At 30.5% G+C, this 22,791-nt stretch carries 25 protein-coding genes and 1 other annotated feature (1 of these 26 cut by a window edge); of the genes, 18 read left to right on the forward strand and 7 right to left on the reverse strand.

Features of this window, described 5'->3' with window-relative positions; all coding sequences use genetic code 11:
• Positions 1–134, forward strand: a binding site (T-box leader); it begins 124 nt to the left of the window's first position.
• A 149-nt stretch (positions 135–283) separates the two neighbouring features.
• Positions 284–808, forward strand: coding sequence for a tryptophan transporter (locus I6U51_RS22545; protein ID WP_211144805.1), 525 nt, complete (start codon positions 284–286; stop codon positions 806–808).
• Between the two features lie 69 nt (positions 809–877).
• Here I6U51_RS22545 and I6U51_RS22550 read toward each other — a convergent pair whose 3' ends face one another.
• From I6U51_RS22550 to nadA, 4 genes are all read right to left on the reverse strand, one after another.
• Complete coding sequence (locus I6U51_RS22550; protein WP_211144806.1) at positions 878–1,279, reverse strand: hypothetical protein; 402 nt, start codon at positions 1,277–1,279, stop codon at positions 878–880.
• A gap of 185 nt (positions 1,280–1,464) precedes the next feature.
• Positions 1,465–2,301, reverse strand: a complete 837-nt coding sequence (gene nadC / locus I6U51_RS22555) for a carboxylating nicotinate-nucleotide diphosphorylase (protein WP_211144807.1) — start codon at positions 2,299–2,301, stop codon at positions 1,465–1,467.
• Positions 2,282–3,583, reverse strand: coding sequence for an L-aspartate oxidase (locus I6U51_RS22560; protein WP_211144808.1), 1,302 nt, complete (start codon positions 3,581–3,583; stop codon positions 2,282–2,284). Before I6U51_RS22560 ends, nadC begins: the two co-directional genes overlap by 20 nt.
• Before the next feature lie 5 nt (positions 3,584–3,588).
• A complete protein-coding gene (nadA, locus tag I6U51_RS22565) occupies positions 3,589–4,500 on the reverse strand; it encodes a quinolinate synthase NadA (protein WP_211144809.1) in 912 nt (303 codons plus the stop codon).
• 295 nt (positions 4,501–4,795) lie between these two features.
• Between nadA and I6U51_RS22570 the strand changes: the two genes are divergently transcribed.
• The 14 genes from I6U51_RS22570 to I6U51_RS22635 all read left to right on the forward strand — a co-directional run bounded on the left by I6U51_RS22570 (position 4,796) and on the right by I6U51_RS22635 (position 17,863).
• Complete coding sequence (locus tag I6U51_RS22570; protein WP_211144810.1) at positions 4,796–5,140, forward strand: PadR family transcriptional regulator; 345 nt, start codon at positions 4,796–4,798, stop codon at positions 5,138–5,140.
• Complete coding sequence (locus tag I6U51_RS22575) at positions 5,133–5,753, forward strand: permease prefix domain 1-containing protein (protein WP_211144811.1); 621 nt, start codon at positions 5,133–5,135, stop codon at positions 5,751–5,753. Before I6U51_RS22570 ends, I6U51_RS22575 begins: the two co-directional genes overlap by 8 nt.
• A 277-nt stretch (positions 5,754–6,030) precedes the next feature.
• Positions 6,031–6,177 carry a hypothetical protein gene (locus tag I6U51_RS22580; protein ID WP_178907044.1) on the forward strand — a complete coding sequence of 49 codons (147 nt, stop codon included), beginning with the start codon at positions 6,031–6,033 and terminating at the stop codon, positions 6,175–6,177.
• Positions 6,178–6,593: 416 nt separating this feature from the next.
• A complete protein-coding gene (locus I6U51_RS22585) occupies positions 6,594–7,385 on the forward strand; it encodes an ABC transporter permease (RefSeq protein WP_211144812.1) in 792 nt (263 codons plus the stop codon).
• Entirely contained in the window at positions 7,345–8,082 is a 738-nt protein-coding gene (locus I6U51_RS22590) for an ABC transporter ATP-binding protein (RefSeq protein WP_211144813.1), read from the forward strand. The genes I6U51_RS22585 and I6U51_RS22590 overlap by 41 nt, the downstream gene beginning before the upstream one ends.
• Before the next feature lie 71 nt (positions 8,083–8,153).
• Positions 8,154–9,569 (forward strand): [FeFe] hydrogenase H-cluster radical SAM maturase HydG, encoded by a 1,416-nt coding sequence (hydG, locus tag I6U51_RS22595; protein ID WP_211144814.1) that lies wholly within the window; start codon positions 8,154–8,156, stop codon positions 9,567–9,569.
• Positions 9,570–9,677: 108 nt separating this feature from the next.
• Entirely contained in the window at positions 9,678–10,673 is a 996-nt protein-coding gene (locus tag I6U51_RS22600; protein WP_211144815.1) for an ABC transporter substrate-binding protein, read from the forward strand.
• A gap of 258 nt (positions 10,674–10,931) precedes the next feature.
• The gene (locus I6U51_RS22605; protein WP_211144816.1) at positions 10,932–12,392 is read left to right on the forward strand and encodes a cell wall-binding repeat-containing protein; all 1,461 of its coding nucleotides are present in this window, start codon (positions 10,932–10,934) and stop codon (positions 12,390–12,392) included.
• A 200-nt stretch (positions 12,393–12,592) separates the two neighbouring features.
• On the forward strand, positions 12,593–13,198 hold the full coding sequence (locus tag I6U51_RS22610; RefSeq protein WP_211144817.1) for an anthranilate synthase component II: 606 nt from the start codon (positions 12,593–12,595) through the stop codon (positions 13,196–13,198).
• 65 nt (positions 13,199–13,263) lie between these two features.
• On the forward strand, positions 13,264–14,613 hold the full coding sequence (gene pabB / locus I6U51_RS22615; protein ID WP_211144818.1) for an aminodeoxychorismate synthase component I: 1,350 nt from the start codon (positions 13,264–13,266) through the stop codon (positions 14,611–14,613).
• Positions 14,614–14,673: 60 nt separating this feature from the next.
• Positions 14,674–15,432, forward strand: a complete 759-nt coding sequence (locus I6U51_RS22620) for an aminotransferase class IV (RefSeq protein ID WP_211144819.1) — start codon at positions 14,674–14,676, stop codon at positions 15,430–15,432.
• A 123-nt stretch (positions 15,433–15,555) separates the two neighbouring features.
• Positions 15,556–16,365 (forward strand): dihydropteroate synthase, encoded by an 810-nt coding sequence (gene folP / locus I6U51_RS22625; RefSeq protein ID WP_211144820.1) that lies wholly within the window; start codon positions 15,556–15,558, stop codon positions 16,363–16,365.
• A 238-nt stretch (positions 16,366–16,603) separates the two neighbouring features.
• Positions 16,604–16,876, forward strand: a complete 273-nt coding sequence (locus I6U51_RS22630) for a hypothetical protein (protein WP_211144821.1) — start codon at positions 16,604–16,606, stop codon at positions 16,874–16,876.
• A 657-nt stretch (positions 16,877–17,533) separates the two neighbouring features.
• Positions 17,534–17,863 carry a hypothetical protein gene (locus I6U51_RS22635; RefSeq protein ID WP_211144822.1) on the forward strand — a complete coding sequence of 110 codons (330 nt, stop codon included), beginning with the start codon at positions 17,534–17,536 and terminating at the stop codon, positions 17,861–17,863.
• A gap of 89 nt (positions 17,864–17,952) precedes the next feature.
• Here I6U51_RS22635 and I6U51_RS22640 read toward each other — a convergent pair whose 3' ends face one another.
• The 3 genes from I6U51_RS22640 to I6U51_RS22650 all read right to left on the reverse strand — a co-directional run bounded on the left by I6U51_RS22640 (position 17,953) and on the right by I6U51_RS22650 (position 19,712).
• Positions 17,953–18,312 carry a hypothetical protein gene (locus tag I6U51_RS22640; RefSeq protein WP_211144823.1) on the reverse strand — a complete coding sequence of 120 codons (360 nt, stop codon included), beginning with the start codon at positions 18,310–18,312 and terminating at the stop codon, positions 17,953–17,955.
• Between the two features lie 112 nt (positions 18,313–18,424).
• Positions 18,425–19,009, reverse strand: a complete 585-nt coding sequence (rbr, locus tag I6U51_RS22645; RefSeq protein ID WP_211144824.1) for a rubrerythrin — start codon at positions 19,007–19,009, stop codon at positions 18,425–18,427.
• A 244-nt stretch (positions 19,010–19,253) separates the two neighbouring features.
• Positions 19,254–19,712, reverse strand: a complete 459-nt coding sequence (locus I6U51_RS22650) for a hypothetical protein (RefSeq protein ID WP_211144825.1) — start codon at positions 19,710–19,712, stop codon at positions 19,254–19,256.
• 606 nt (positions 19,713–20,318) lie between these two features.
• On the opposite strand from I6U51_RS22650, the gene I6U51_RS22655 reads away from it, so the two are divergent.
• The 3 genes from I6U51_RS22655 to queC are packed head-to-tail and all read left to right on the forward strand — an operon-like array spanning position 20,319 to position 22,786.
• Positions 20,319–21,320: a 2-hydroxyacyl-CoA dehydratase family protein gene (locus I6U51_RS22655; RefSeq protein ID WP_211144826.1), complete on the forward strand. Its 1,002-nt coding sequence runs from the start codon at positions 20,319–20,321 to the stop codon at positions 21,318–21,320.
• A 30-nt stretch (positions 21,321–21,350) separates the two neighbouring features.
• The gene (locus I6U51_RS22660; RefSeq protein ID WP_211144827.1) at positions 21,351–22,112 is read left to right on the forward strand and encodes an acyl-CoA dehydratase activase; all 762 of its coding nucleotides are present in this window, start codon (positions 21,351–21,353) and stop codon (positions 22,110–22,112) included.
• Entirely contained in the window at positions 22,112–22,786 is a 675-nt protein-coding gene (gene queC / locus I6U51_RS22665) for a 7-cyano-7-deazaguanine synthase QueC (RefSeq protein ID WP_211144828.1), read from the forward strand. The genes I6U51_RS22660 and queC overlap by 1 nt, the downstream gene beginning before the upstream one ends.
• Positions 22,787–22,791 lie beyond the last annotated feature (5 nt).

The raw sequence follows: 22,791 nt of genomic DNA on the forward strand, positions 1-22,791 counted from the left end.
TTGAAGAGTAGTGGTTACCGTTAGCCGTACGTTATAATGGCTAGAGCATGTTGGTGCTTGAAGATGAGAGGTGTTTAATTATTATTATTTTTAAATACAATTTAGGTGGTACCGCGGATAACTCCGTCCTAATTTTTAGGATGGGGTTTTTTATTTTGTATAAAAACTAAGCTTATTTAAATAAGCTATCTATTTGAGGTTTTAGTGAAAGTTTTAAGAGCGCTCATGAATTTTCATTAAATATAAATATATAGAAAATTATTATTTAAAGGAGAGATTTTTTATGAATTCAAGAATAAATTTAAAAAGAATTATTATAAATTCACTATTTCTAGGAATAGGTGCAGTCATTCACCAAATTGCTCCACCTATATTATTAGGAATGAAGCCAGATTTTTCTCTTGTGATGCTATTTATCATATTAATTTTGAATGACGATTATAAAACTTGTTTAAGTGCTGGAATTGTAGCAGGTTTATTATCAGCTGCCACAACAACTTTTCCTGGAGGTCAGTTAGCAAATATAGTGGATAAACTAGTAACTATGAATGTAATATTCTTTTTATTGATACCTTTAAGAAATATACCTAATAATCAAGTGAAAATTATTTTAACTGCGGTAATAGGCACTATAGTAAGTGGATCATCATTTCTATTTGCAGCTTTAATAACAGTAGGTTTGCCTGCAAGTTTTAAGGTATTATTTATATCAGTAGTGCTGCCTGCAACTTTAATAAATACTATAGCTGCTTTTGTATTATTTAATGCTTTGAATGCTGCTACAAAAAGAACAGCTAGAGAAATATAATCAATATTTTTTAAAATAATAACTACCTTAGATAGAATACAATTTTATCTAAGGTAGTTATTCAATGTTTTAGTCAAATCTTAATTGATCATAAGTTTCTTCTCTATTTTCCTGTTTTTCTTTTATATTTTTAAGAGTTTGATCATCCATTTTTGAACCAAAATGCTCTACATATTCTTTTGTATCTTCTATATTTTCTTTAAGATTTTCAAGTGGATGATCGTCATAAGTATCACCATATATTATAGTATTTTTTAAATGTTGAATTTCGGCCTTTCTAGCTGCTTGAATATCTCTTGCATGAGCTTTTCCTTTAGGATCGCCTATTTCTGAATATTGCTCAAGATGTCTTTCAGTTCTAGTGTAATTTTCCACAGTAGTAATTAATTCATCTAAACGATGTTCAGTTTTTTCTGCAAGTCTTCTTTTTTCTATTAAGGAATTTTTTTCTCTGTCTTGTTCATTTCCCATTATGAAAGCCCTCCTCATAAACTATCTATTACATACTTATTTTGAGTTTTATAAGAAGGTTTAATACTATAGAAAGTTTTCTAAAATTACAATATTTTTATTTAAAGATTTTTCGTAGTGTAGCGGAGAAAAGTCTTCCTTCACTGTCCTCTGTCAATTGTCCTCTGTCCTCTAAAAAATTAAAGTTATAGATATCTTAAGTTTTTCATGCTTATGTCTAATACTTTAAAAGAATGAGTAAGTGCTCCAGTAGATATAAAATTTACTCCAGTTTTAGCTATAGAATCTATTGTATCTAAAGTAACATTTCCAGAAGCTTCAATTTGAGCTTTGCCATTTATAATTTCTACTGAAGTTTTTAACATTTCTATATTCATATTATCAAGCATAATTATATCAGCACCACACTCTAAAGCTTCTTTCAATTGAGTTAAGGTTTCAACCTCTACTTCTATTTTTCTAACAAAAGGAGCATTTTTTCTTACTAAATCAATAGCATTTTTAATCCCACCAGCTGCATCTATATGATTATCTTTTATTAAAACTCCATCATTTAATCCAAATCTGTGATTAGTTCCTCCGCCAATTTTTACTGCGTATTTTTCAAAGATTCTCATATTAGGAGTAGTTTTTCTTGTGTCTAAAAGTCTAACATTAGTTCCTTCAAGTTTTTTTACAAATTTTTTTGTAAGAGTAGCTATTCCACTCATCCTTTGAAGAAAATTTAAGGCAACTCTTTCTCCACTAAGTAAAGTTTTAGTGTTGCCTACGATTTCTCCAAGTTTTTCGCCTTTTCTAACTTCCGCTCCATCCTGTATATATAATTTTACCTCTGCATCTCCAAGGATATGAAAAACTCTTTCAAAGACTTCAATTCCAGCTATTATACCATCTTCTTTTACAATTAGTTCTATAGCAGCTTTTTGTCCGCTGTCTACTATAGATTCTGTTGTTATATCTCCATATTGTATATCTTCATTAAGAGCACTTTTTATAATATCATCAGCAAGTGACCAATTCATTCCTTATGTCTCCTCTCAATTTACATAATGTATTAATTAAAACATCTCTATTTAAATTTTTATAATAGTCTAAGGTGCATTGAATTTTTTCTGGTTTTGTTATTTTAACTTGCATGCTTTTTATTTCCTTATTTATCTTCTCAGCACCTCTTCTTGAAAATACTAGACCTTCCAATAGGGAATTACTAGCTAATCTATTTGCGCCATGAACACCTGTACAGCTAACTTCACCGAAGGCATATAGATTGCTCATGGAGGTTTGTCCGTATAAATTTACATCTATTCCTCCCATAAAATAATGTTGTGCAGGAGAAACTGGAATTGGTTCCTTGCATATGTCTACACCATTTTTTAAACACTCTTCATATATATTGGGAAATCTTTTTAATAAAAAATCTTTACTCATAAAACTAACATCAAGATAAACATTTTTAGAATTAGTTTTTATCTTTTCCTCACATATATGCTTTGTAACTATGTCTCTTGAAAGTAATTCATCTACAAATCTTTCGCCTCTGTTATTTATAAGTTTTCCTCCTTCACCCCGTATTGATTCTGAAATTAGAAATTTTCTACTATTTAGACTCTCATCAAAGAATGCTGTAGGATGAAATTGTATATAGTCTAAATTTTTAACTTTTATATTATTTCGTATAGCTATAGATATGCCATCACCTGTAATTATTCTTTGATTTGTAGAATTTTTAAAGATTCCTCCTATGCCACCTGTTGCTAATATACTAACCTTAGCATGAATATCTATTTGTTCATTATCTTTTATACAAATTGCTCCAGTGCACATATTATTATTTTTTAATATCTCTACTAGCTCACAATTTTCATATATAGTAATATTATTTTTTGACTTTACTTTATTTAAAAGAATTTCTTCAACTCTTTTTCCAGTTATGTCCTTATAATAAACAATTCTATTAATGCTATGGGCACCTTCACGTGTAAAACATAAACCTTCTATATCTCTTTCAAAATCTACTCCAAGTTTACAAAGAGCACTTATATTATCTATGGATTCTTCTACTAGAACTTTAACAGCATCAATGTCATTCTCATATTTCCCAGCTTTTAAGGTATCTTCTGTAAAAAGATCTATGTCTGTATATCCTCTTGCTACAGATATTCCGCCTTGAGCTAAAGCAGTATTACACTCATCTTTTCTTCCTTTAGAAATCATAACTACATTAAGATTATCGCTTAAGTTTAGAGCCGAATATAACCCAGCAACACCAGTACCAATAATCAAAACATCGGTAATAAGTTCCATATATTTTAACCTCCAAGCTTGTGCATGTTTGATAAAGCATTGTAAGCTTTTTGTCGTAGTTCCTCTTTTAACTCTATATTATATTCCATGTTTAAAAGACAATTATATACATCTTTTAAATAGGTTTTTTTCATGTTGATACAACTCATTCCGCCGCCAGGAATATAAAATTCCTTATTAGGGTCATTTAGCTTCATTTGATGAAGAACTCCTTCCTCAGTAGCTATAAGAAATCTTTTATTAGAGCTTTTATTAACAAATTTTATGATTTCTCCTGTACTTCCAATAAAATCTGCAGCATCTCTAACAGGTTTTTCGCATTCGGGATGGGCTGCAATTAGTATATCAGGATGCAAATTTTTGGCTTTAGCTAATTCTTCAGGTCTAACTTTTTTGTGAGTTATACAAAACCCATTCCATAAAATAAATTTTTTCTCAGGAATTTGTTCTTGAATATAACTTCCCAAGTTTTTGTCAGGTAAAAATATTATCTCCTCTTCTTCTAAATTTCTTATTATTTTTAGAGCGTTGGAAGAAGTACAGCATACATCAGACATAGCTTTCACTTCTGCAGAAGAATTTATATAGCATACAATCTTTGCATTTGGATGCTTTTTCTTTAATTCTTCAACACCCTCAGCATCGGCCATATCTGCCATAGGACACCCAGCATCTATTACTGGAAGTAATACAGTTTTTTTAGGAGAAAGTATTTTGGCACTTTCAGCCATAAATTTTACGCCACAAAAGACTATTACTTTTTCCTTGCAATCTTTGGCTATTTTACTTAGATAGTAAGAGTCGCCAACTGCATCTGCTATATCCTGAATATCGGATCTTTGATAATAATGGGCTAAAATTATAGCATTTCTTTCTTTTTTTAATTTTAATATTTCATCTTTAAAATTAATCTCCATATAAGTTCCCCCAGAATACATATTTATTTTACATGTGTATATACACCTGTAAAATAAATATACCACTAAAAGTATATTATATCAACTTGGTTGGTTAATATTTTAATTTGGTGAATTAAAGTATTTTAAGAAATAAATGCAAAATTATTGTCAAATAATTTATAAATATGTCTTATAAAATTTTACAAAACTACATCACATAATATAGTAGTTTACATTATTATATAGTATAATAGTACTTAACATTATAAAGTAGTTTATATAATAAAATAAATTTATTGAGGAGGTTTACTCATTGGAATTTGATAAAGAAATACTGAAAGGTTATATTGACACAATCATATTATGTGTTTTACAAGATAATGATATGTACGGATATGAAATTGCTAAAAGAATAAAGGAGAAATCAAAAGAAAAATTTGAAATAAAGGAAGCTACTTTATATGTATCCTTAAAAAGGCTAGAAAAAAAGAATTATTTAGAAGGATATTGGAATGATGATGAAAGAACCGGAGGTGGAAGAAGAAGGTACTACAGAATTACTGAAGAAGGCAGGAAGTATTTTTCAGGAAAGGTAGAAGAATGGGCACTTTTAAAATCATTATTAAATAATTTTATGGAGGTTATATTAGATGAATAAAATTGAGGACTATATCTATAAAATTTATGAGAATTTCGATAATGCAGATGAAGATACAAAAATATTGAAAGAAGAAATGAGAACGCATTTATATGAGGAAGTTGAGGAGTTAAAAAAGCAAGGATTAAGTGAGGAGGAGAGTATAGATAAGGCACTAGAGAACTTTGGAAAAGACAACTCTGTAGTAAATGAAATGAACTATATATTGAGAAATCGTAGTATATTCACAAAAATGCTTATTAAAGCAGGTGTTGTTGTTTTTATTATAGGATGCTTGTTTCAAGTTATTAGTATATTCTATAGTGGTGAAGGTATTCAGTATTTTAGTGGAGATTTAATTAAAAATGGATTTAGAAGTATTTCATATCTATTATTTATGATTTCACTAGCTATTTGGGATATAGCTTTCTATTATTATTACTATCTTAAAAATAACGATTTAGTTGTGATGGCGTTTTTGCTTTGCGATTTTGTCATATGCATACCTGTTTTGTTTATATGGGTTTACTTTCCGAACCACAAGATGGCAAGTATGACTTTTATATTAGGCATTACTTTTGTAATAACTCTAATTCTAAGGATATATTATGTTAAAAACAAAAAGTGGAATTAGAGTACATTGGTCGATGTATCGCATTTGCGAAACGAGTTTAAAAATATAATAGTTTTCTGACGTAAGGAAGAAAACTCACCTTCACTGTCAATTGTCCACTGTCAACTGTCCTCTAAAAAATGCTTCGCATTTTTTTATATTACGAATTAAAGTATAGGTAATATGTACAAGTATAATAGCTATTACTATAGGATATTATAAATAATAAGCATGATAAGTTAATTAAAAAAGTGCAAAAACTTTTTATAAATTGGTAAATAACGGAGGGAATTTATATATGAAGATAGGTGACAAAAGAAACTATAAACAAAAAGGGTTTAGAGAAGGAACGAGGTTTTCAAAAAACCAGATAAAGCAAACTATTGAAAAGAGAGCTTATAATGAAAGTGGATGGAACAATAAAGATGGAGAACAATATGAATAAATAATATTAAAGTAAATTTTAAATTATTACATTTGATTATTAGCAAATATAGTGATAAAATTATAACTAACCAAGTTATTTATGAATTCAGATAATTTTGGAAAGCTTCTGGAATATTTGATGCATAAATAACACTATCTATATTTTTAACCTAACAGAGAGGAATGTTCTGATCTGAAGGGATTGTAGATTTATAAGTAGGTAGTCGGTATATATTTTATATATCTATAATTTGCGAATAATCTAACTTTCCCTAAAAATACAATGAATTTCCTATTTAAGAAAGAATTCTATTCTTAAAAGAAGAAATTCTAACTAGTCAATGGCTTAAATTTTTCAATTTAAGCTGATTTGATAGATAAAGTATTTTAGGGAAAGTTTTTGTTTTTTGTAATAATTTTCGAGGAGAGAATTACATGAAGATAGTAAGGGGACTATTTATACCATTTATCATTATTACCATATGGTGTGTAGGATCTGCATTACATATATTTAATGATTATATTATACCAAGCCCGCTATCAGTGGGAAGTGCTGCATATACGTTAATTAAAAGTGGAGTATTATTTAAGCACTTAACAGTAAGTTTTTATAGGGTATTTATAGGTTTTATTATAACCTTTGCAGTAGCTTTTCCTTTTGCAATTTTGGTAGGTATGAATGAAAAAACAAGGCCATATTTAGAACCAATTTTAGAGTTTAACAGACATATTCCACCGATTGCACTGATTCCAATACTAATATTATGGTTTGGAATAGGAGAACTTTCAAAGATATCAGTTATATTTCTTGCAACCTTTTTCCCTATATTCTCAAGTACGTTAAATGGAGTAACAAACTACGATAAAAAGCTTTTAGAAGTTGGAGAGGTTTTTCAATTTAGTAGTAAAGATAAATTTTTCAAGATAATATTGCCTCAAGCGGTTCCATCAATATTAACAGGTGTACAGCTAGGATTAGGATATAGTTGGAGAGCTTTGATGGGAGCAGAATTAATTGCAGCATCATCTGGTATAGGCTATATGATAATGGATGCAGAACAGTTATCAAGGCCAGATATTATTATAGTGGGCATTTTTTCTATAGGCATTTTAGGATATGTTATTGATTATATATTTCTTAAGTTAACAAATAAGTTTATGCGCTTCCATGGAAAAGAGGTGAAGTATGGCAGGGCTTATAGTAAAGAATCTATACAAGAATTTTAATATAAATAATAAAGAAATTCTGGCTCTTAATAATATAAATTTATATATAGAAGATGGAAGTTTTGTCACCATTGTTGGAAAAAGTGGATGTGGAAAAACTACTTTACTTAGAATAATATGTTCACTAGAAAAGCAAACCTGTGGTGAAATAGAGTTTACTTCTGATAATAAAGAAGAAGATATATCAAGAAGAGTGGGAATAGTATTCCAAGAACCAAGGCTTATGCCTTGGCTTACTGTAGAACAAAACATGGCATTTCCGCTTCTGAAAAATAAAAATAAGGAAGAAACTTATTACATAGTTCACAAGTACCTTGAAATGCTTGGTTTAGAAAGCTTCAAAGATGCATATCCATCACAAATTTCAGGAGGTATGGCTCAAAGAGTATCCTTAGGAAGAACACTTTGCTATGATCCAGAGATAATATTAATGGACGAGCCTTTAGGAGCGCTGGATGCTTTTAATAGAAGAAAGCTTCAAAATGAATTTATAAATATTTTTATAGAAAATAAAAAGACAGTTATATTTGTAACTCATGATGTTGAAGAAGCTATTTATTTAGGACAAAAGGTAGTAGTAATGGATGATGGGAAAGTATCAAGTGAAATATCAGTACCCCTAGAATATTATAGAGATACAACTGATTTACGATTTTTAAAACTAAGAGAAGATATACTTCACTTGTTTTTGAAATAAAATTACAAATTTTTACTGAAATATATCACTTTAAAAGAATAATATTTTGAAAAGTTATAGGAGGAATAAAAATGAGAGAGTATTTAGCAGAGGAGTTTATTATAGACTCAGAGATAAGAGAGTCTATAGAAGAGGGAAAGAAAAAGGCAAATGACAGAGAGTATGTGATGAGTCTTATTGAAAAGGCAAAAAGTTGTAAGGGACTTACACATAGGGAAGCAGCGGTATTATTAAATATTGAGGACAAAGAAATACTGGAGGAAATGTTTAGTGCTGCAAGAAAGATAAAAGAAACTATTTATGGTAACAGAATAGTGCTATTTGCACCACTTTATGTAAGTGATTATTGTGTTAACGGATGTAAATATTGTGGATATAAGTGTTCGAATGAAGATTTTCCAAGAAGAAAGTTAACTATGGATGAGATAAAAGAAGAAATAGAACACATCGAAGCTCTAGGTCACAAAAGAATTGTGCTGGAAGCGGGAGAAGATCCTAAAAATTGTTCTTTAGATTATATAATCGACTGTATTAAAACTATCTATTCAATGAAATTTAAGAACGGAAGTATTAGACGTATAAATATTAACATTGCAGCTACTACTGTAGAGGATTACGAGAGATTAAAAGACGCAGAAATAGGAACATATACACTTTTCCAAGAAACATACCATAAACCAACTTATGAAAAATTGCATCCTACTGGACCAAAACATAATTATAACTGGCATACCACAGCTATGCATAGAGCAAGAGCTGCAGGTATTGATGATGTAGGAATAGGTGTACTTTATGGTTTGTATGATCATCAATATGATACTGTGGCTATGCTTATGCATGCTGAACATCTTGAGAAAGCAACAGGGGTTGGTCCACATACTATATCAATGCCAAGATTAAGAGCTGCAGATGGAGTAGACATTAAAGAGTTTCCATATTTAATTACAGATGAACAGTTTATAAAGATAGTGGCAGTTTTAAGACTTGCAGTTCCGTATACTGGAATGATTCTTTCAACTAGAGAAGAATCAAACTTTAGAGATAAGGTTATATCAGTTGGAATATCACAGATAAGTGCTGGTTCATGTGTAGGGGTTGGAAGCTATTCAGAGAAGAATGCACTTAAGCATTCTGATGAAAAGCCTCAATTTGAAGTAGCTGATCATCGTACACCATCTGAAATTCTTAAAAATCTTTGTAAATCCGGTTATATTCCAAGTTATTGTACTGCATGCTATAGAGCTGGAAGAACTGGCGATAGATTTATGGAGTTTGCAAAGAGTGGCACAATACACAATTTCTGTTTACCTAATGCAATATTAACATTTAAAGAATATTTAATAGATTATGCAGATGAGGAATTACGTGCTGTTGGAGTAGAAACTATAGAAAAGAATTTATTAAATATTCCAGATGAAAGAGTTCGCAGGGAAACAATAGAAAAGCTTGCAAGGATAGAAAAAGGTGAAAGAGATCTAAGATTCTAAACTGTAATATAAATATAGGAAACTGTCTCAAAGTAGAAAAATAGTGCAATATATTGTAGCTAAAATTCATTTTGAGACAGCCTCTTTTAAATTAGGGGGATAATGTAGATGAAAATTCTAAATAAGGCAGGTATTATATTTAGCTGCATGCTACTAATTATTGCATCATTAACAGGGTGTGCTTCAACTCAAGGTTCAAAGGACGATAAGAATAAACAACAATCAGTAGAGAAGGTTAAAAATATAAATATTTCTTATGTAAAGGCTCCTTTGAATGTACCATCTATAATTGAAAAGAAGAAGAGCTTATTTGAAAATGAGTTTTCAAAGGACGACATAAAAGTAACTTTCCCTGAAATTACAGAGGGATCAAAAATGACAGAAGCAGTAGCAGCAGGATCTTTAGATTTTTGTAATGCAATAGGAGCAACCTCTGTTATTATGGCTGCTGCTAATGGAGTAAATATTAAAATAATAGGTATGTACAGCAGAGCGCCAAAGGCATTTACAATAATGACGAAGAACCCTTCAATAAAGACAGTATCGGATTTAAAAGGGAAAAAGATAGCAGGACCTAAAGGAACTATACTGCACCAACTTCTTCTTGGAGCATTACAGAAGGAAAATATGAAAATTGAAGACGTGCAGTTTGTAAATATGGGAATACCTCAAGGTGTTTCTGCCTTAATGTCTGGCAGTGTTGATGTGGCTCTTGTGGCAGGTCCAGCTGTTCCACAGGCTCTAGAAAAAGGAGCTAGAATAGTTACTACCGGTGAAGGGATATTAGATGCCAGTATAGTAATAGCTGCAAGAGGTGATTTTTTAGATAAACATTTAGATATAGCTAAAAGATATATGAATGTTCATGAAAAGAGCTTGGATTTTATGAAAAATAACCCAGAAGAAACATATAAATTAGCTTCAGAGGAAACTAATATATCAATAGATAAGGTTAAGGAAATGTATAACTGGTATGATTTTAATCCGCAAATTACAGATAAGGACATAAAAGAATTGGAGAAAACTCAAGATTTTCTAAAGGAAAATGGAATGCTAAATAAGACCGTGGATATAAAAACATTGGTTAAAGACATAACAAAATAGCTTCAAAATATTTGGAATTTTACTTCAGCTACCCCCCAATATGTAGTAAACTATACATATTGGGGGGGTAGTGCATTAAAGAGGTAAGGGAGGTATCAAATAAACAACAAAGAGATCTTCATAAGTATGATGTTAAAGATATTACAACTATTAAAATTAAACTTGTGGTTTTGCTGGCATTTCCAAAGAAATTCTTTTATTTATGGAATACATAAAAAGTTAGGTATTAATAAGAATAGCAAGAGAGGATAGGTTTATATGTGTAAAAGAAAATTGAATTTTATCTATGGATTAGTTCTAGCATTAGTACTTGCAGTTGCGACACCTGCAAAAGCTGAGTCTTTGATAGAGAGTAAAAGGTTATGGGGGAACGACAGGTATGAAACCTGCGCTGAGGTTGTAAATGATCAATGGACAAGCTCTGATTATGCAGTAATAGTTAACGGAGAAAATTTTCCAGATGCATTGAGTGCATCAGCTTTAGCTAAAAAGTATAATGCACCTATTTTACTTACTCAATCGAATAAGCTTGATACCAATACATTAAATGAGTTGAAGAGACTTAAGGTAAAAAATGTTTTTATAGTTGGTGGAGATTTTGTGGTAAACAAAAGCGTTGAACAAGCTATAAAGAGCTTAGGAATACAGACTACAAGATACAGCGGGCAAGATAGAAATGAAACTTCAGTAAAAGTAGCAGAACAAATAGGAACTGATAATGGAATTATTGTTAGTATAGATGACGACTTTATATTTGCACTTTCAGCATCACCAATGGCGGGCAAATTGAATATGCCTATTATACTAGTACCAAAAGATAAAATACCTACTTCAGTTAAAAATTTTATTTCGAGTAAAAGTATTCCTAAGACTTATGTATTAGGTGGCAGTTCTGTAATCAGCGATGAAGTAATATCTAATTTTCCGAGTGTAGAAAGGATAGTTGGAACAAATACATATGAAAATAATATAAAGATTATAGAGGCTTTTGCAGACAAGTTGGATTTAAACAGTGCATATCTAGCTTATTCAGAAAAATTTGCAGATGCATTAAGTGGGTCAGCTCCAGCAGCCTTAAATGGGAATCCAATAATTTTGGTAGGAGATAAGCCTAGTGATGAAACATTGAATTTTATAAGATCACAGCACTTTAGTAAATTTAAGGTGCTTGGTGGAGAGGCTGGAATTAGCAAATCAACTTTAGAATACTTGGAAGATTTAGATGCAGGAAAGATAATATTTAAAGATACAAATTTTGAAAAGAATATAAGAGATGAAGTAAATCGCATGGGAAAGTTAGGCGATGAGACGTATGAACTTAAACGTAGTCTTTATAAAGAAGATGTTCAATATATGTTTAGCATATGTATCAAAGCTGATGACGATACAAAGATAAAAGATATTACTGGCATTGAAAATTTAACTGGTTTAGAGTTTTTAGATCTTGAAAATAGTGAAGTAAGTGATATAAGTTGTTTAAGAGGTTTGAATAAGCTGATACTTCTTAAATTAGATGGTAACCAAATAAATGATATAAGTGCATTAAAGGAATTAAGTAATCTACGTGAACTCGATTTAAGTAATAATCAAATCAGTGATGTAAGTGTTTTAAAGGGATTAACTAAATTAACTCAACTTAATTTAGCTGGAAATCCAATTAGTGATGAGGAGAAAGAGAAGCTGAAAAAGGCATTACCTAACTGTAATATTACATTTTAGAAAGTTTTAAAAATTAAAAAATCACTGTAATTATCTTCAATAGCATTTAGTGTAGGTATAATTCCTTCTTTTACCTAAAAGGGTTAACTTTTTTATAGAACTTTTGACTGTCCAGAATAACATAATTTGTAATAAAATGATATAATGTAGATAGATAACATTTTCACAAATAGCATAATTTAATATCGAGGAGGAAGATCATGTTTCTGATGATTGACAACTATGATTCATTTGTGTACAACTTGGTAAGATATTTAGAAGAACTAAAAGAAGACGTTAAAATCTGTAGAAACGATAAGTTAACTTTAGAAGATATAGAGAGGATGCAGCCAGAAGGAATTATAATTTCACCAGGGCCTAAATCACCTGAACAATCCGGTATTTGTGTAGACGTAATTAAAAAATTTAGCGGCAAGATTCCCATTCTAGGAATATGTCTTGGACATCAAAGTATAGGATATGCCTTTAATGCAAATATAGTTAAAGGTGAGGAGCCTGTACATGGAAAGGTGTTTGAAGTTTATCATAAAAATAGTGGAGTATTTAAAAAAATTAAAAACCCAGTGAAGGTTACAAGATATCATTCCTTGATAATAGATAGAAAGACCATACCAGAATGCCTTGAAGTAACTTGCGAAACTTCTGATGGAGTGGTGATGGGAATTAGACATAAGGAATACCTTGTTGAAGGTGTGCAGTTTCATCCTGAAGCAGAACTTACAGAGTTCGGACACCAAATGCTTAAAAGCTTTTTAGAAGAAGCAAGAGAATTTAATAAGTTTAGGTATCTTCAAAAAAATAAATAGATAGTATGCTAGTATATTTTTGGAGGATATCTTAGATAAAAATAAATGAACTGGGGGATAGTTATATGCAGGTTTTGGTTGAAGAAATAAAAACAGAGCTAGATGCTTTTGATATATATTCATTATTTAAAGAGGATAAAACAGCTTCGATTCTAGACAGTGCTATGGCATATAAAAATTTAGGAAGATACTCCGTTGTAGGGTTAAACCCTTTTACTACATTTAAATATGAAGAAAAAATATGCACTATAAATGGAGAAAAAGTTAGTGGAGAACCTTTTGAAGAACTTAAAAAGCTCATTAATATATATAAAGTAGAAAATAATACGGAACTTCCATATATAGCAGGAGCTATTGGATACTTTTCATATGATTTAGGGAGAACTATAGAGAAGTTTCCTATTATGGCTTTAGAAGAAGTAAAAATACCTGATTGTTATTTTTATTTTTATGATAATGCTATTGTAGTTGACAATCTAGAAAAGAAAACCTATATTACTGGTTTAGGGATATTAAAGTCAAGTGAAAATAGTGTTGGAGAAATAAGAAATAGAATATTAAAAGGGAACAGGGTTAAATATGATGAATTAAATAAAAGCAATACAGAATTCACATCAAACTTTGGTAAAGACGAGTACATAGATACTGTAGAAAAGGTTAGACAGTATATAAGAACTGGAGATATATACATCACCAATTTAACTCAAAGATTTTGTTGTGATACAACAAAAGATCCTTATGAGGTTTATAAAAATTTAAGACACATAAATCCAGCACCTTTTGCAGCATTTATGAATATTGAGGACTTCAGCATTGTATCATCTTCACCAGAGAGATTTTTAGAGATAAAAAGTAATATTGTTGAGACAAGACCTATTAAGGGTACAAGGCCCAGAGGAAAAAATTGTGAAGAAGATTTGAAAAATAAGATGGAGCTTATAAATAGTGAAAAGGATAAATCAGAATTATTGATGATTGTAGACTTAGAGAGAAATGATTTGAGTAAAGTCTGTAAGCCTTTTTCCGTAAAAGTTACGGAATTATTCAAATTAGAAGAATACAGCACAGTATTCCATCTAGTGTCTACTGTAGTAGGAGAACTTAGAGATGAATATACTGCAGTAGATTGTTTAAAAGCTTGTTTTCCAGGAGGGTCTATAACTGGAGCACCTAAAGTTAGAGCTATGGAGGTTATAGAAGAATTAGAACCTACAAGAAGAAACATATATACAGGATGTATAGGATATTTCGGATTTGACGGAAATGCTGACTTCAACATAGTTATAAGAACTATACTTATGAAAGACAAAAAAGCTTATCTTGGAGTTGGCGGAGGAATTACATGGGAGTCTCTAAAAGAAGATGAATATCAAGAAACTTTAGATAAGGCTAAAGCTTTGATGAGAGTGCTATAGCTGCAATTCGTAAAATAAAAATATTGCGTCGCAAAATTCTTAAAAGGTGTGATAATACTTATGATAGTTTTGAATGGGGAACTGATAGAGGGGCAAAAAGTTTTTTTGGATCAAGGTTTTTATTTTGGAAGAGGACTTTTTGAAACCATATTAGTTAAGAATAAGCCAGTGTTTCTTAAAGAGCATTTGAATAGAATAAATAATGACCTTAAAGTTATAGGGATTAATAGATACATAGAAGAAGATGATGTAATATATGCGATAGATAAATTAAAATGTACAGATTGTATTTTAAAATTAGTGGCCACAGAGAAAAATGTTATTTTCACTGATAGAAAAAACAGTTATTCAAAAGAACAATATGAAAAAGGCTTTAGTGTAAAAATAAGTTCTATAAGAAGAAATAAGTATTCAACAATGACTTATTTAAAGTCACTAAATTATCTTGAAAATATTTTGGAACACGATAAATGCATTGATGAAGGTTATAATGAAGTATTATTTTTAAATACGGAAGATAACTTGGCAGAAGGTAGTATTTCAAATGTATATTTTATTAAAAACGAAAAAATATATACGCCATCTGTTGATTGCGGATTGCTTAATGGAACAGTAAGAAAATTCATTATAAACAATTTTGAAGTAGTAGAAGGAAAATTTCAAAAAGAAGATTTAGTAGCTTCTGATGGTATTTTTTTAACTAATAGCGTTATGGGAATTATGAAGGTATCAACTCTGTGTAATAAGGAGTTTCAAGACAATATTATTATAGAAAATATAAGACAATATTATGAAAATTATATAAAAGAAAAATATTAACAAGGAGGGAATCTGGAATATTAGTTGAGGATTATAGGGTCACTTGTCGGTAAGTTAACTTATATCTAGTTTGTTTCCCTATATATAAAGTCACAGCTAGCCAGGAATACTATGACAAAAATAATGAGAATAGGAAAAAAAGACTTTGAACTTGGTAAAAGAACCTACATAATGGGGATACTTAATGTTACCCCAGATTCATTTTCTGATGGTGGAAGATTTAACGATATAGAGATAGCAATAAATCATGCTAAGGAAATGGTAGCTGAAGGTGCAGATATAATAGATATAGGGGGAGAGTCTACAAGACCTAATCATAAGCCTGTATCAGAGGAAGAGGAATTAGAAAGAGTCATTCCTGTAATTAGAGCATTGTCCAAGGAAATAGATGTACCAATATCAATTGATACCTATAAAGGTAGAGTTGCAGAGATGGCAATAAAAGAAGGGGCGGCATTAATAAATGATGTTTGGGGATTTAAGAAAGATCCATATATTGCAGAAGTAGCTGCGAAGTACAAAGTGCCCTGTTGCTTAATGCATAATAGAGACAATAGGAATTATAGTAACCTTATGGAAGATGTTTTAAAGGATTTGGAGGAAAGTGTAAACATAGCATTAAAGGCTGGAGTAAAACCAGAAAATATAATATTAGATCCAGGTATAGGCTTTGCAAAGGATTATGAAGAAAATTTAATTGTAATGGATAATTTAGAAGAACTAAATAAATTAGGATATCCAGTGCTTTTGGCAACTTCCAGAAAATCGATGATTGGAAATGCTTTGGACTTACCATCGGACGAAAGAGTTGAAGGTACGGTTGCCACTACTGTTATAGGAATTATGAAGGGATATGATTTTGTTAGGGTACACGATATAAAAGAAAATAAGAGAGCTGCAGTTATGACTGATGCTATAGTTAGAAGAAAGTAGTATTTAAACTAAGAAAAGGAGGGGACACCCTCCTTTTAAATTATAAAATTTTAATACTGAAAATTAATTTATATACTTATAAATTAAAAGAATAAACAAGGCCTATTTTGAATATAAAATATTGATAACTATTTCCATTATGAAAATTAGTACATAAATATCACAAATTAGCTGCATTATAAATAAATTAAATAATAATCTAAAATTATTTTTTTAATAGTAAAGGGGGTATTGATGTATGGACATACTTCAAGAGATAAATGGGCAGGATCTTAGGAGAAAGGCTATTGATGAATTAATTGAAGTTCAAAATAAAATAATAAATGACTGCTTAGATAGATATAATTTTTATAAAATTGAGCTTGAGAAAATAAATATATTAGAAAGTCTAGCAGGCAATATTATTGAAGATGGAGAAAAAAGAAAGAAATACACTTCGGAAATTGATGGTGCTCTAAAAGAGGTTAAACAAGCTATAAGTTTAAAAATAAAACTTGAAAATCTTAAATAGGTAATGAAGTTTTTATAAAAAAACAAAACAACTCTTATTAGAGCTGTTTTGTATATGATATATTTAAATGGGGAGTCAAATAACTATAACAGTATTAGACTGTTATTTAAATATTAACCAAATAATAAAGTATTATACATTATATTATGTAATTAAGTAAAAAAGTTAGATAGGACAATACACTATCTGACTTTTTATTTTTAATTTTTCAATAAGTAGATAGTTATACTCTTCAAAATTGTATATTATAAGCGAAATAGATAATATATAGTTTTAGATAGTCTAGTTTTATCAAGTGATTCTTAGGTTCAAATAGAGTTTGCTTATAAGGATGACTTTCTCCATCTGAACCTTAGAAGAACTTATCCAGGCGCGTAGCAGTGCTTATCACCCCAGTTAAGCAGAGAGCCTAAATCTTAAGCAGGCATCCAAAATCTTAAGTAGGCATCCAAAATCTATGATTTTGAGATGATCACTTACACAGAGTGCTGATTTTGAGATGATCGCTTACACAGCGTGCTGATTTAGTGCGAATTGCTTACTCCTTCGACAATAGGAGAAGGAGTTTCATACAAAGAATGGGGGTGTTAGCAATGGCAGCGATCGGATAAATGAAAATAATTTTAAATAATATAGAATAGTAATGGGAGGTACGTAATGACACGTGAACAGTTAGAAGAACTTTTAAATTCCTTTATTGGCAAAAAAATTGTAATTAAAATGAATTCAGATTATTGCAGTTGTATAACTTGTATGCAGCTAAAGTCAATTGAATTCTCAGAAGGAGTTAAAAAGAGTAGGGTTAGCAGTAGTTTCATTAAATACAGCAATGTAAGTATATCAGATGAAAAGGGAAGGTTTGTAATTGAATATGAAGATGTTGAAAATATTAAATATAAGGATACTGATAGAAGCCAATTTTATGAATTTCAATTAATATATAGAGATGGAACAAAGATTCAATTTTATTCCGAGGAAGTATTCTAAAAATATTAAGAGATAATTGAGATATAAAACTCAATTATCTCTATGTTAAAGTTATACATTGTTAATAAAGTTTATAATCATCCATGAGATTAATAGAATGGATAGAACATAAAGAATGGGAAAGGTGGATAACCATAGTAATATGGACGATGATGATATTGTCTGAATTCGTCATCATCATCGCTGTCATCATAATCTCTATACTTCATATGATCCTCACACTTACATTTTTCTTTATAATCCATTTCCGTCGGCATCATTTGAGCAGGAGAGACCTGTGATGGCATCATTTGCTGACCGCACATCATAGGACAACAATACATCATAGGGCAACACATTTCATAATCATGTTTGCAGTGGTGATGATGTTTGTGACGAGTATCATCTAAATTTTGATTGATTTCTTGATTAGCATTTTGATTAGGGTCTTGGTTTTCATTTCGATACATGAATATACCTCCAGATAAGTAAACTACATTACTATAATATTCAGGAGGTTTTAAAAAAATATGAAGGATTATCAATAAATCCTTCATAAAAGTATGTTTTGAGATGATTTTTTTAATAATTTTCTACAAACACTTCAAAATATCCTTGTGGATGTGCACAAGCAGGACATGCTAATGGAGCGCTTTCACCCTCGTGGATGTATCCACAGTTATTACATTTCCATAAAACAGTTTCATTTTTTGTAAATGTCATATTATTATTTAAATTATCAAGTAATTTTCTATATCTTGTTTCGTGGTGCTTTTCTACTTCAGCTATTTTATTAAAAACCGCTGCTACAGCGGGAAAACCTTCTTCTTCAGCAGTCTTTGCAAATTCAGGGTAAAGGTCTGTCCATTCTTCATTCTCACCCTTTGCCGCTGCAAGAAGATTTGTTTTAGTATCTCCTAGAGAAACAGGAAATGCTGCATTTATTTCTACTATTTCTCCTTTTAAGTTTTCATTTAGAAATTTAAAAAATCTTTTCGCGTGCTCTTTTTCATTTTCAGCTGTTTCTATAAATAAATTAGAAATTTGTATGTATCCTTCTTTTTTTGCAGCAGAAGCATAATATGAATATCTGTTTCTTGCTTGGGATTCTCCTGCAAATGCCTTCATTAAGTTTTCAGCAGTTTTTGTACCTTTCAATGATTTCATAAAAATTCCTCCTTAAAATAATGTATATTTACTCCATTCTACAAATACATTATTTATTCCTCTTAATTTTCAGAAAATTAATAAAGTAAATCATTGAAAAGTACATTATGTACATCCTTTTCATAGTACTAATATGGACGTAGGCGCTCACTATTTTCCAAAGAAAATAGTGAAAAAATTATAACTGCAGCTTAAACTGCAGTTATGTTTAGTTAATCTAGTACATACTAGATAGAGTTTTTTATTAACGATGGTGATAGTGGTGATATGGATGATAAGGATAATATGGATGATAAGGATAATATGGATAATAAGGGTAATACGGATAATATGGATAATAATGATGGTGGTAAGGGCGATGATAATATTGTCTGAAATCCTCATCAGCGTTATCATCCTCATCATCTCTATATTTCATATGATCCATACATTTACATTTTTCTTTATGTTCCATGCTATACGGCATTGTTTGAGTAGGCATCATTTGAGCAGGGGAAACCTGTGATGGCATCATCTGATGAGGCATCATTTGCTGACCATGCATCATTGGGCAACAGAACATCATAGGACAACACATTCCGAAATGATGATGTTTATAATGGCCATGATGATGGTGATGATGATGACGACGAGTTTCATCAAGATTTGGACTAACTACTTCATTAAGATTTTGATTAGAATCTAAATTTTCGTTTCTGTACATTAATGTACCTCCATAAAATTCTTACATACAGTACTATAATATGTACTAGGATGAAAAATGTTACGGATTTATAAAAATTTTTTTGATAGAATCTATATAAATATATTGGTAGCTTTCCTAAAAAAGTATTTATTAACTTCAGGTGGTTATTTATTTTACAAAACGTTAATAAAATAAATAGTTATTTAACTTAGACGACACAATAATGTAACAATTACCATTTATAATAATAATTGTCCTAAGTTAATAAAGACTTAGAGAAAATAGCTGTCCCCTTATAATTAAATATATATTTCACAAAGGCACTAGTAGAAATACTTGTGCTTATTTTTTCGAAAGAAGGAAGGGAAGCCATTTGACAAACTTATGTAGGTATATTAAAATATACTAAGATTTATAAAACCGAATAAGACAGTTCGTAACCATCCTGTCTATAAACAAAACTATGGAATTAACTATTAAGACTAGTAGATTGTTTGTATATGAGGGGCGGAGTGCCTCTTTCTATTTTTTGTTGGTCATTTTAGTTTAATTTCGTATTTTTTAGGGCAGGCTAAGCCCTTTTTTTATTGGTTAAATATGAACAATATCCCAACGAGGTGAACTATGAAAAAGATTGGAGTAACGACTACAGTACCTATAGAAATCTTAATTGCTGCTGACTATGAAGTTGTTGATCTTAATAATATTTTTGTTACATCAGAAGATTACTCTAAGTATATTGATATAGCTGAAAGGAAAGGATTCCCAAAAAGCTGCTGTGCTTGGAAAAAAGGTATGTATGGAGTATGTGTTGAGCATGAAATAAAAGAACTAGTGGGAGTTACAGAAGGCGACTGCTCTAATACAAAGGCGCTTGAGGAAGTATTAGATATGCAGGGAGTTAAAATTTACCCTTTTGCATATCCACATGGACGTAAATTAGAGGATGTTAAAAGATCACTAGATAACTTCATGGATATGTTTGATGTAAATTTAAGTGATGTTGAGAAGATAAGAAAAAGGTTAAATAAAGCAAGAGCTAAGGCAAGAAAATTAGATGAGCTTACCTTTATTAATAACAAGGTGTCTGGTTTTGAAAACCACTTATATCAGGTAAGCTGCAGTGATTTTAATAGTAATGTAGATAAATTTGAGGAAGAGCTTCGTGAAAAAATTGAAGAAATAGAAAAAAGAAGCCCTATTGATAAAAAAATAAGACTTGGATATATAGGTGTTCCGCCAATGACCTGTGATATATATGATTATGTTGAAAATTTTGATGCTCATTTTGTATACAATGAAGTTCAAAGAGAATTTGCTTTCCCAAGGGCTGATAAAGCGGAAAATATATATGAACAGTATTATGATTATACTTACCCTTATGATATTAAATTTAGATTAAAGGATATAAAAAAGCAAATAAAAGAAAGAAAAATAGATGGAATAATACATTATACTCAGGCTTTTTGCTACAGACAAATAGAAGACATAGTAATGAAAAAGCAGCTAGATATTCCTGTACTTAATGTAGAAGGAGATAAGTTGAATTTTTTGGATGCGAGAACAAAGCTTAGGCTCGAGGCATTTTTAGATATGTTGTTAGACTTGAAAAAATTTCAAAAATAGCTTAATGCAGATAATAAAGAAGGTGAAGATGTGAGAAGACTTGGTATAGATTTAGGAAGTAGAGAAGTAAAGCTTGTACTGTTAGATGATAAAAAAATAATAAAAAGGTTTAAGATAAGTACTATGTCTTTTTATAGAGATTACTGTAGTTTCGATGGAAAAATAATAGTTAATATTGACAAACTAGATGTAGGACAAATAGATTCAGCAGTATCCACTGGTTATGGAAGAAATAATACAGATTTAAGTTTTTTTACTCCTATAAATGAGATAAAAGCTCATGTCTATGGAGTACTATTTCAAACAGAGCTTAAAGATTTTATTCTTTTAGATGTAGGTGGACAGGATGTAAAGGTAGTTAAGGTTGAAAAAGGAATCATAACAGATTTAGAGTTAAACGAAAAATGTGCTGCATCCTGTGGAAGATACTTAGAAAATATGGCAAATGTTCTTGAAATGCCCTTAAATGATATGTTTGAATACTATGAAAATCCAGTAGAACTGAACTCAACTTGTGCAGTTTTTTCAGAATCGGAGCTTATAGGAAAAATTGCTGAGGGAATCGATATGAATAGACTCTGCGCAGGGGTAAATTATTCCTTATATAAAAGATTAGAACCTTTGCTTAAAAAGTTTTATGGTAAGACTTTAGTTTTATCAGGTGGAGTAGCAAGAAATAATGCTTTAAAAACATATTTGCAAAAAGATTATGCTGAAATAATAAATTTACAAGATGCTCAATTTAATGGAGCTTTAGGATGTTGTTATTATGCTGAAAGGATGGGATTGTAATGAAAAAAGCAGTAGTTTTGTTGTCTGGAGGCTTGGATTCTAGTACGGCAGTTTATTTAGCTAAAAAAGAAGGCTTTGAAGTTTATGCGGTATCCTTTGATTATGGGCAAAGGCACGATAAAGAGCTTAATTGTGCTAAAAATGTAGTGGAAAAAGCAGGAGTTAAAGAACATGTAATTGTTACTACTAACATGAACGTTTGGGGAGGCTCTGCTTTAACTGATAAAAATATAGAGGTTCCTGAGGGAAAAGAGGATAGTAAAGACATACCCGTTACCTATGTTCCAGCAAGAAATATGATATTTTTAGCTTATGCTGCATCCTATGCAGAAGCTATAGGCGCTCAGGATATATTCATAGGTGTAAGTGAGGTTGACTACTCCGGATATATAGACTGTAGAGAAGAATTTATAAATGCCATGGAAAATGCAATCAATCATGGAACTGTTTGTGCGGTAGAACAGGGAAGAAAAATAAAAATACATGCTCCTTTTCTTAATATGACAAAGGCTGAAGAAATAAAGCTCGGTATGGAGCTTGGAGTAGATTATAGCTTAACATGGTCCTGCTACAAGGGAGAAGCTTTAGCCTGTGGAACTTGTGATAGCTGCATGTTAAGATTAAAGGCTTTTAAGGAAGCAGGATATAAAGATCCTATAGAATATAATCTATAGGGTTG

Source organism: Clostridium aciditolerans, from assembly GCF_016316925.1.
In the GTDB taxonomy this organism is placed as follows: Bacteria; Bacillota; Clostridia; order Clostridiales; family Clostridiaceae; genus Clostridium_AM; species Clostridium_AM aciditolerans.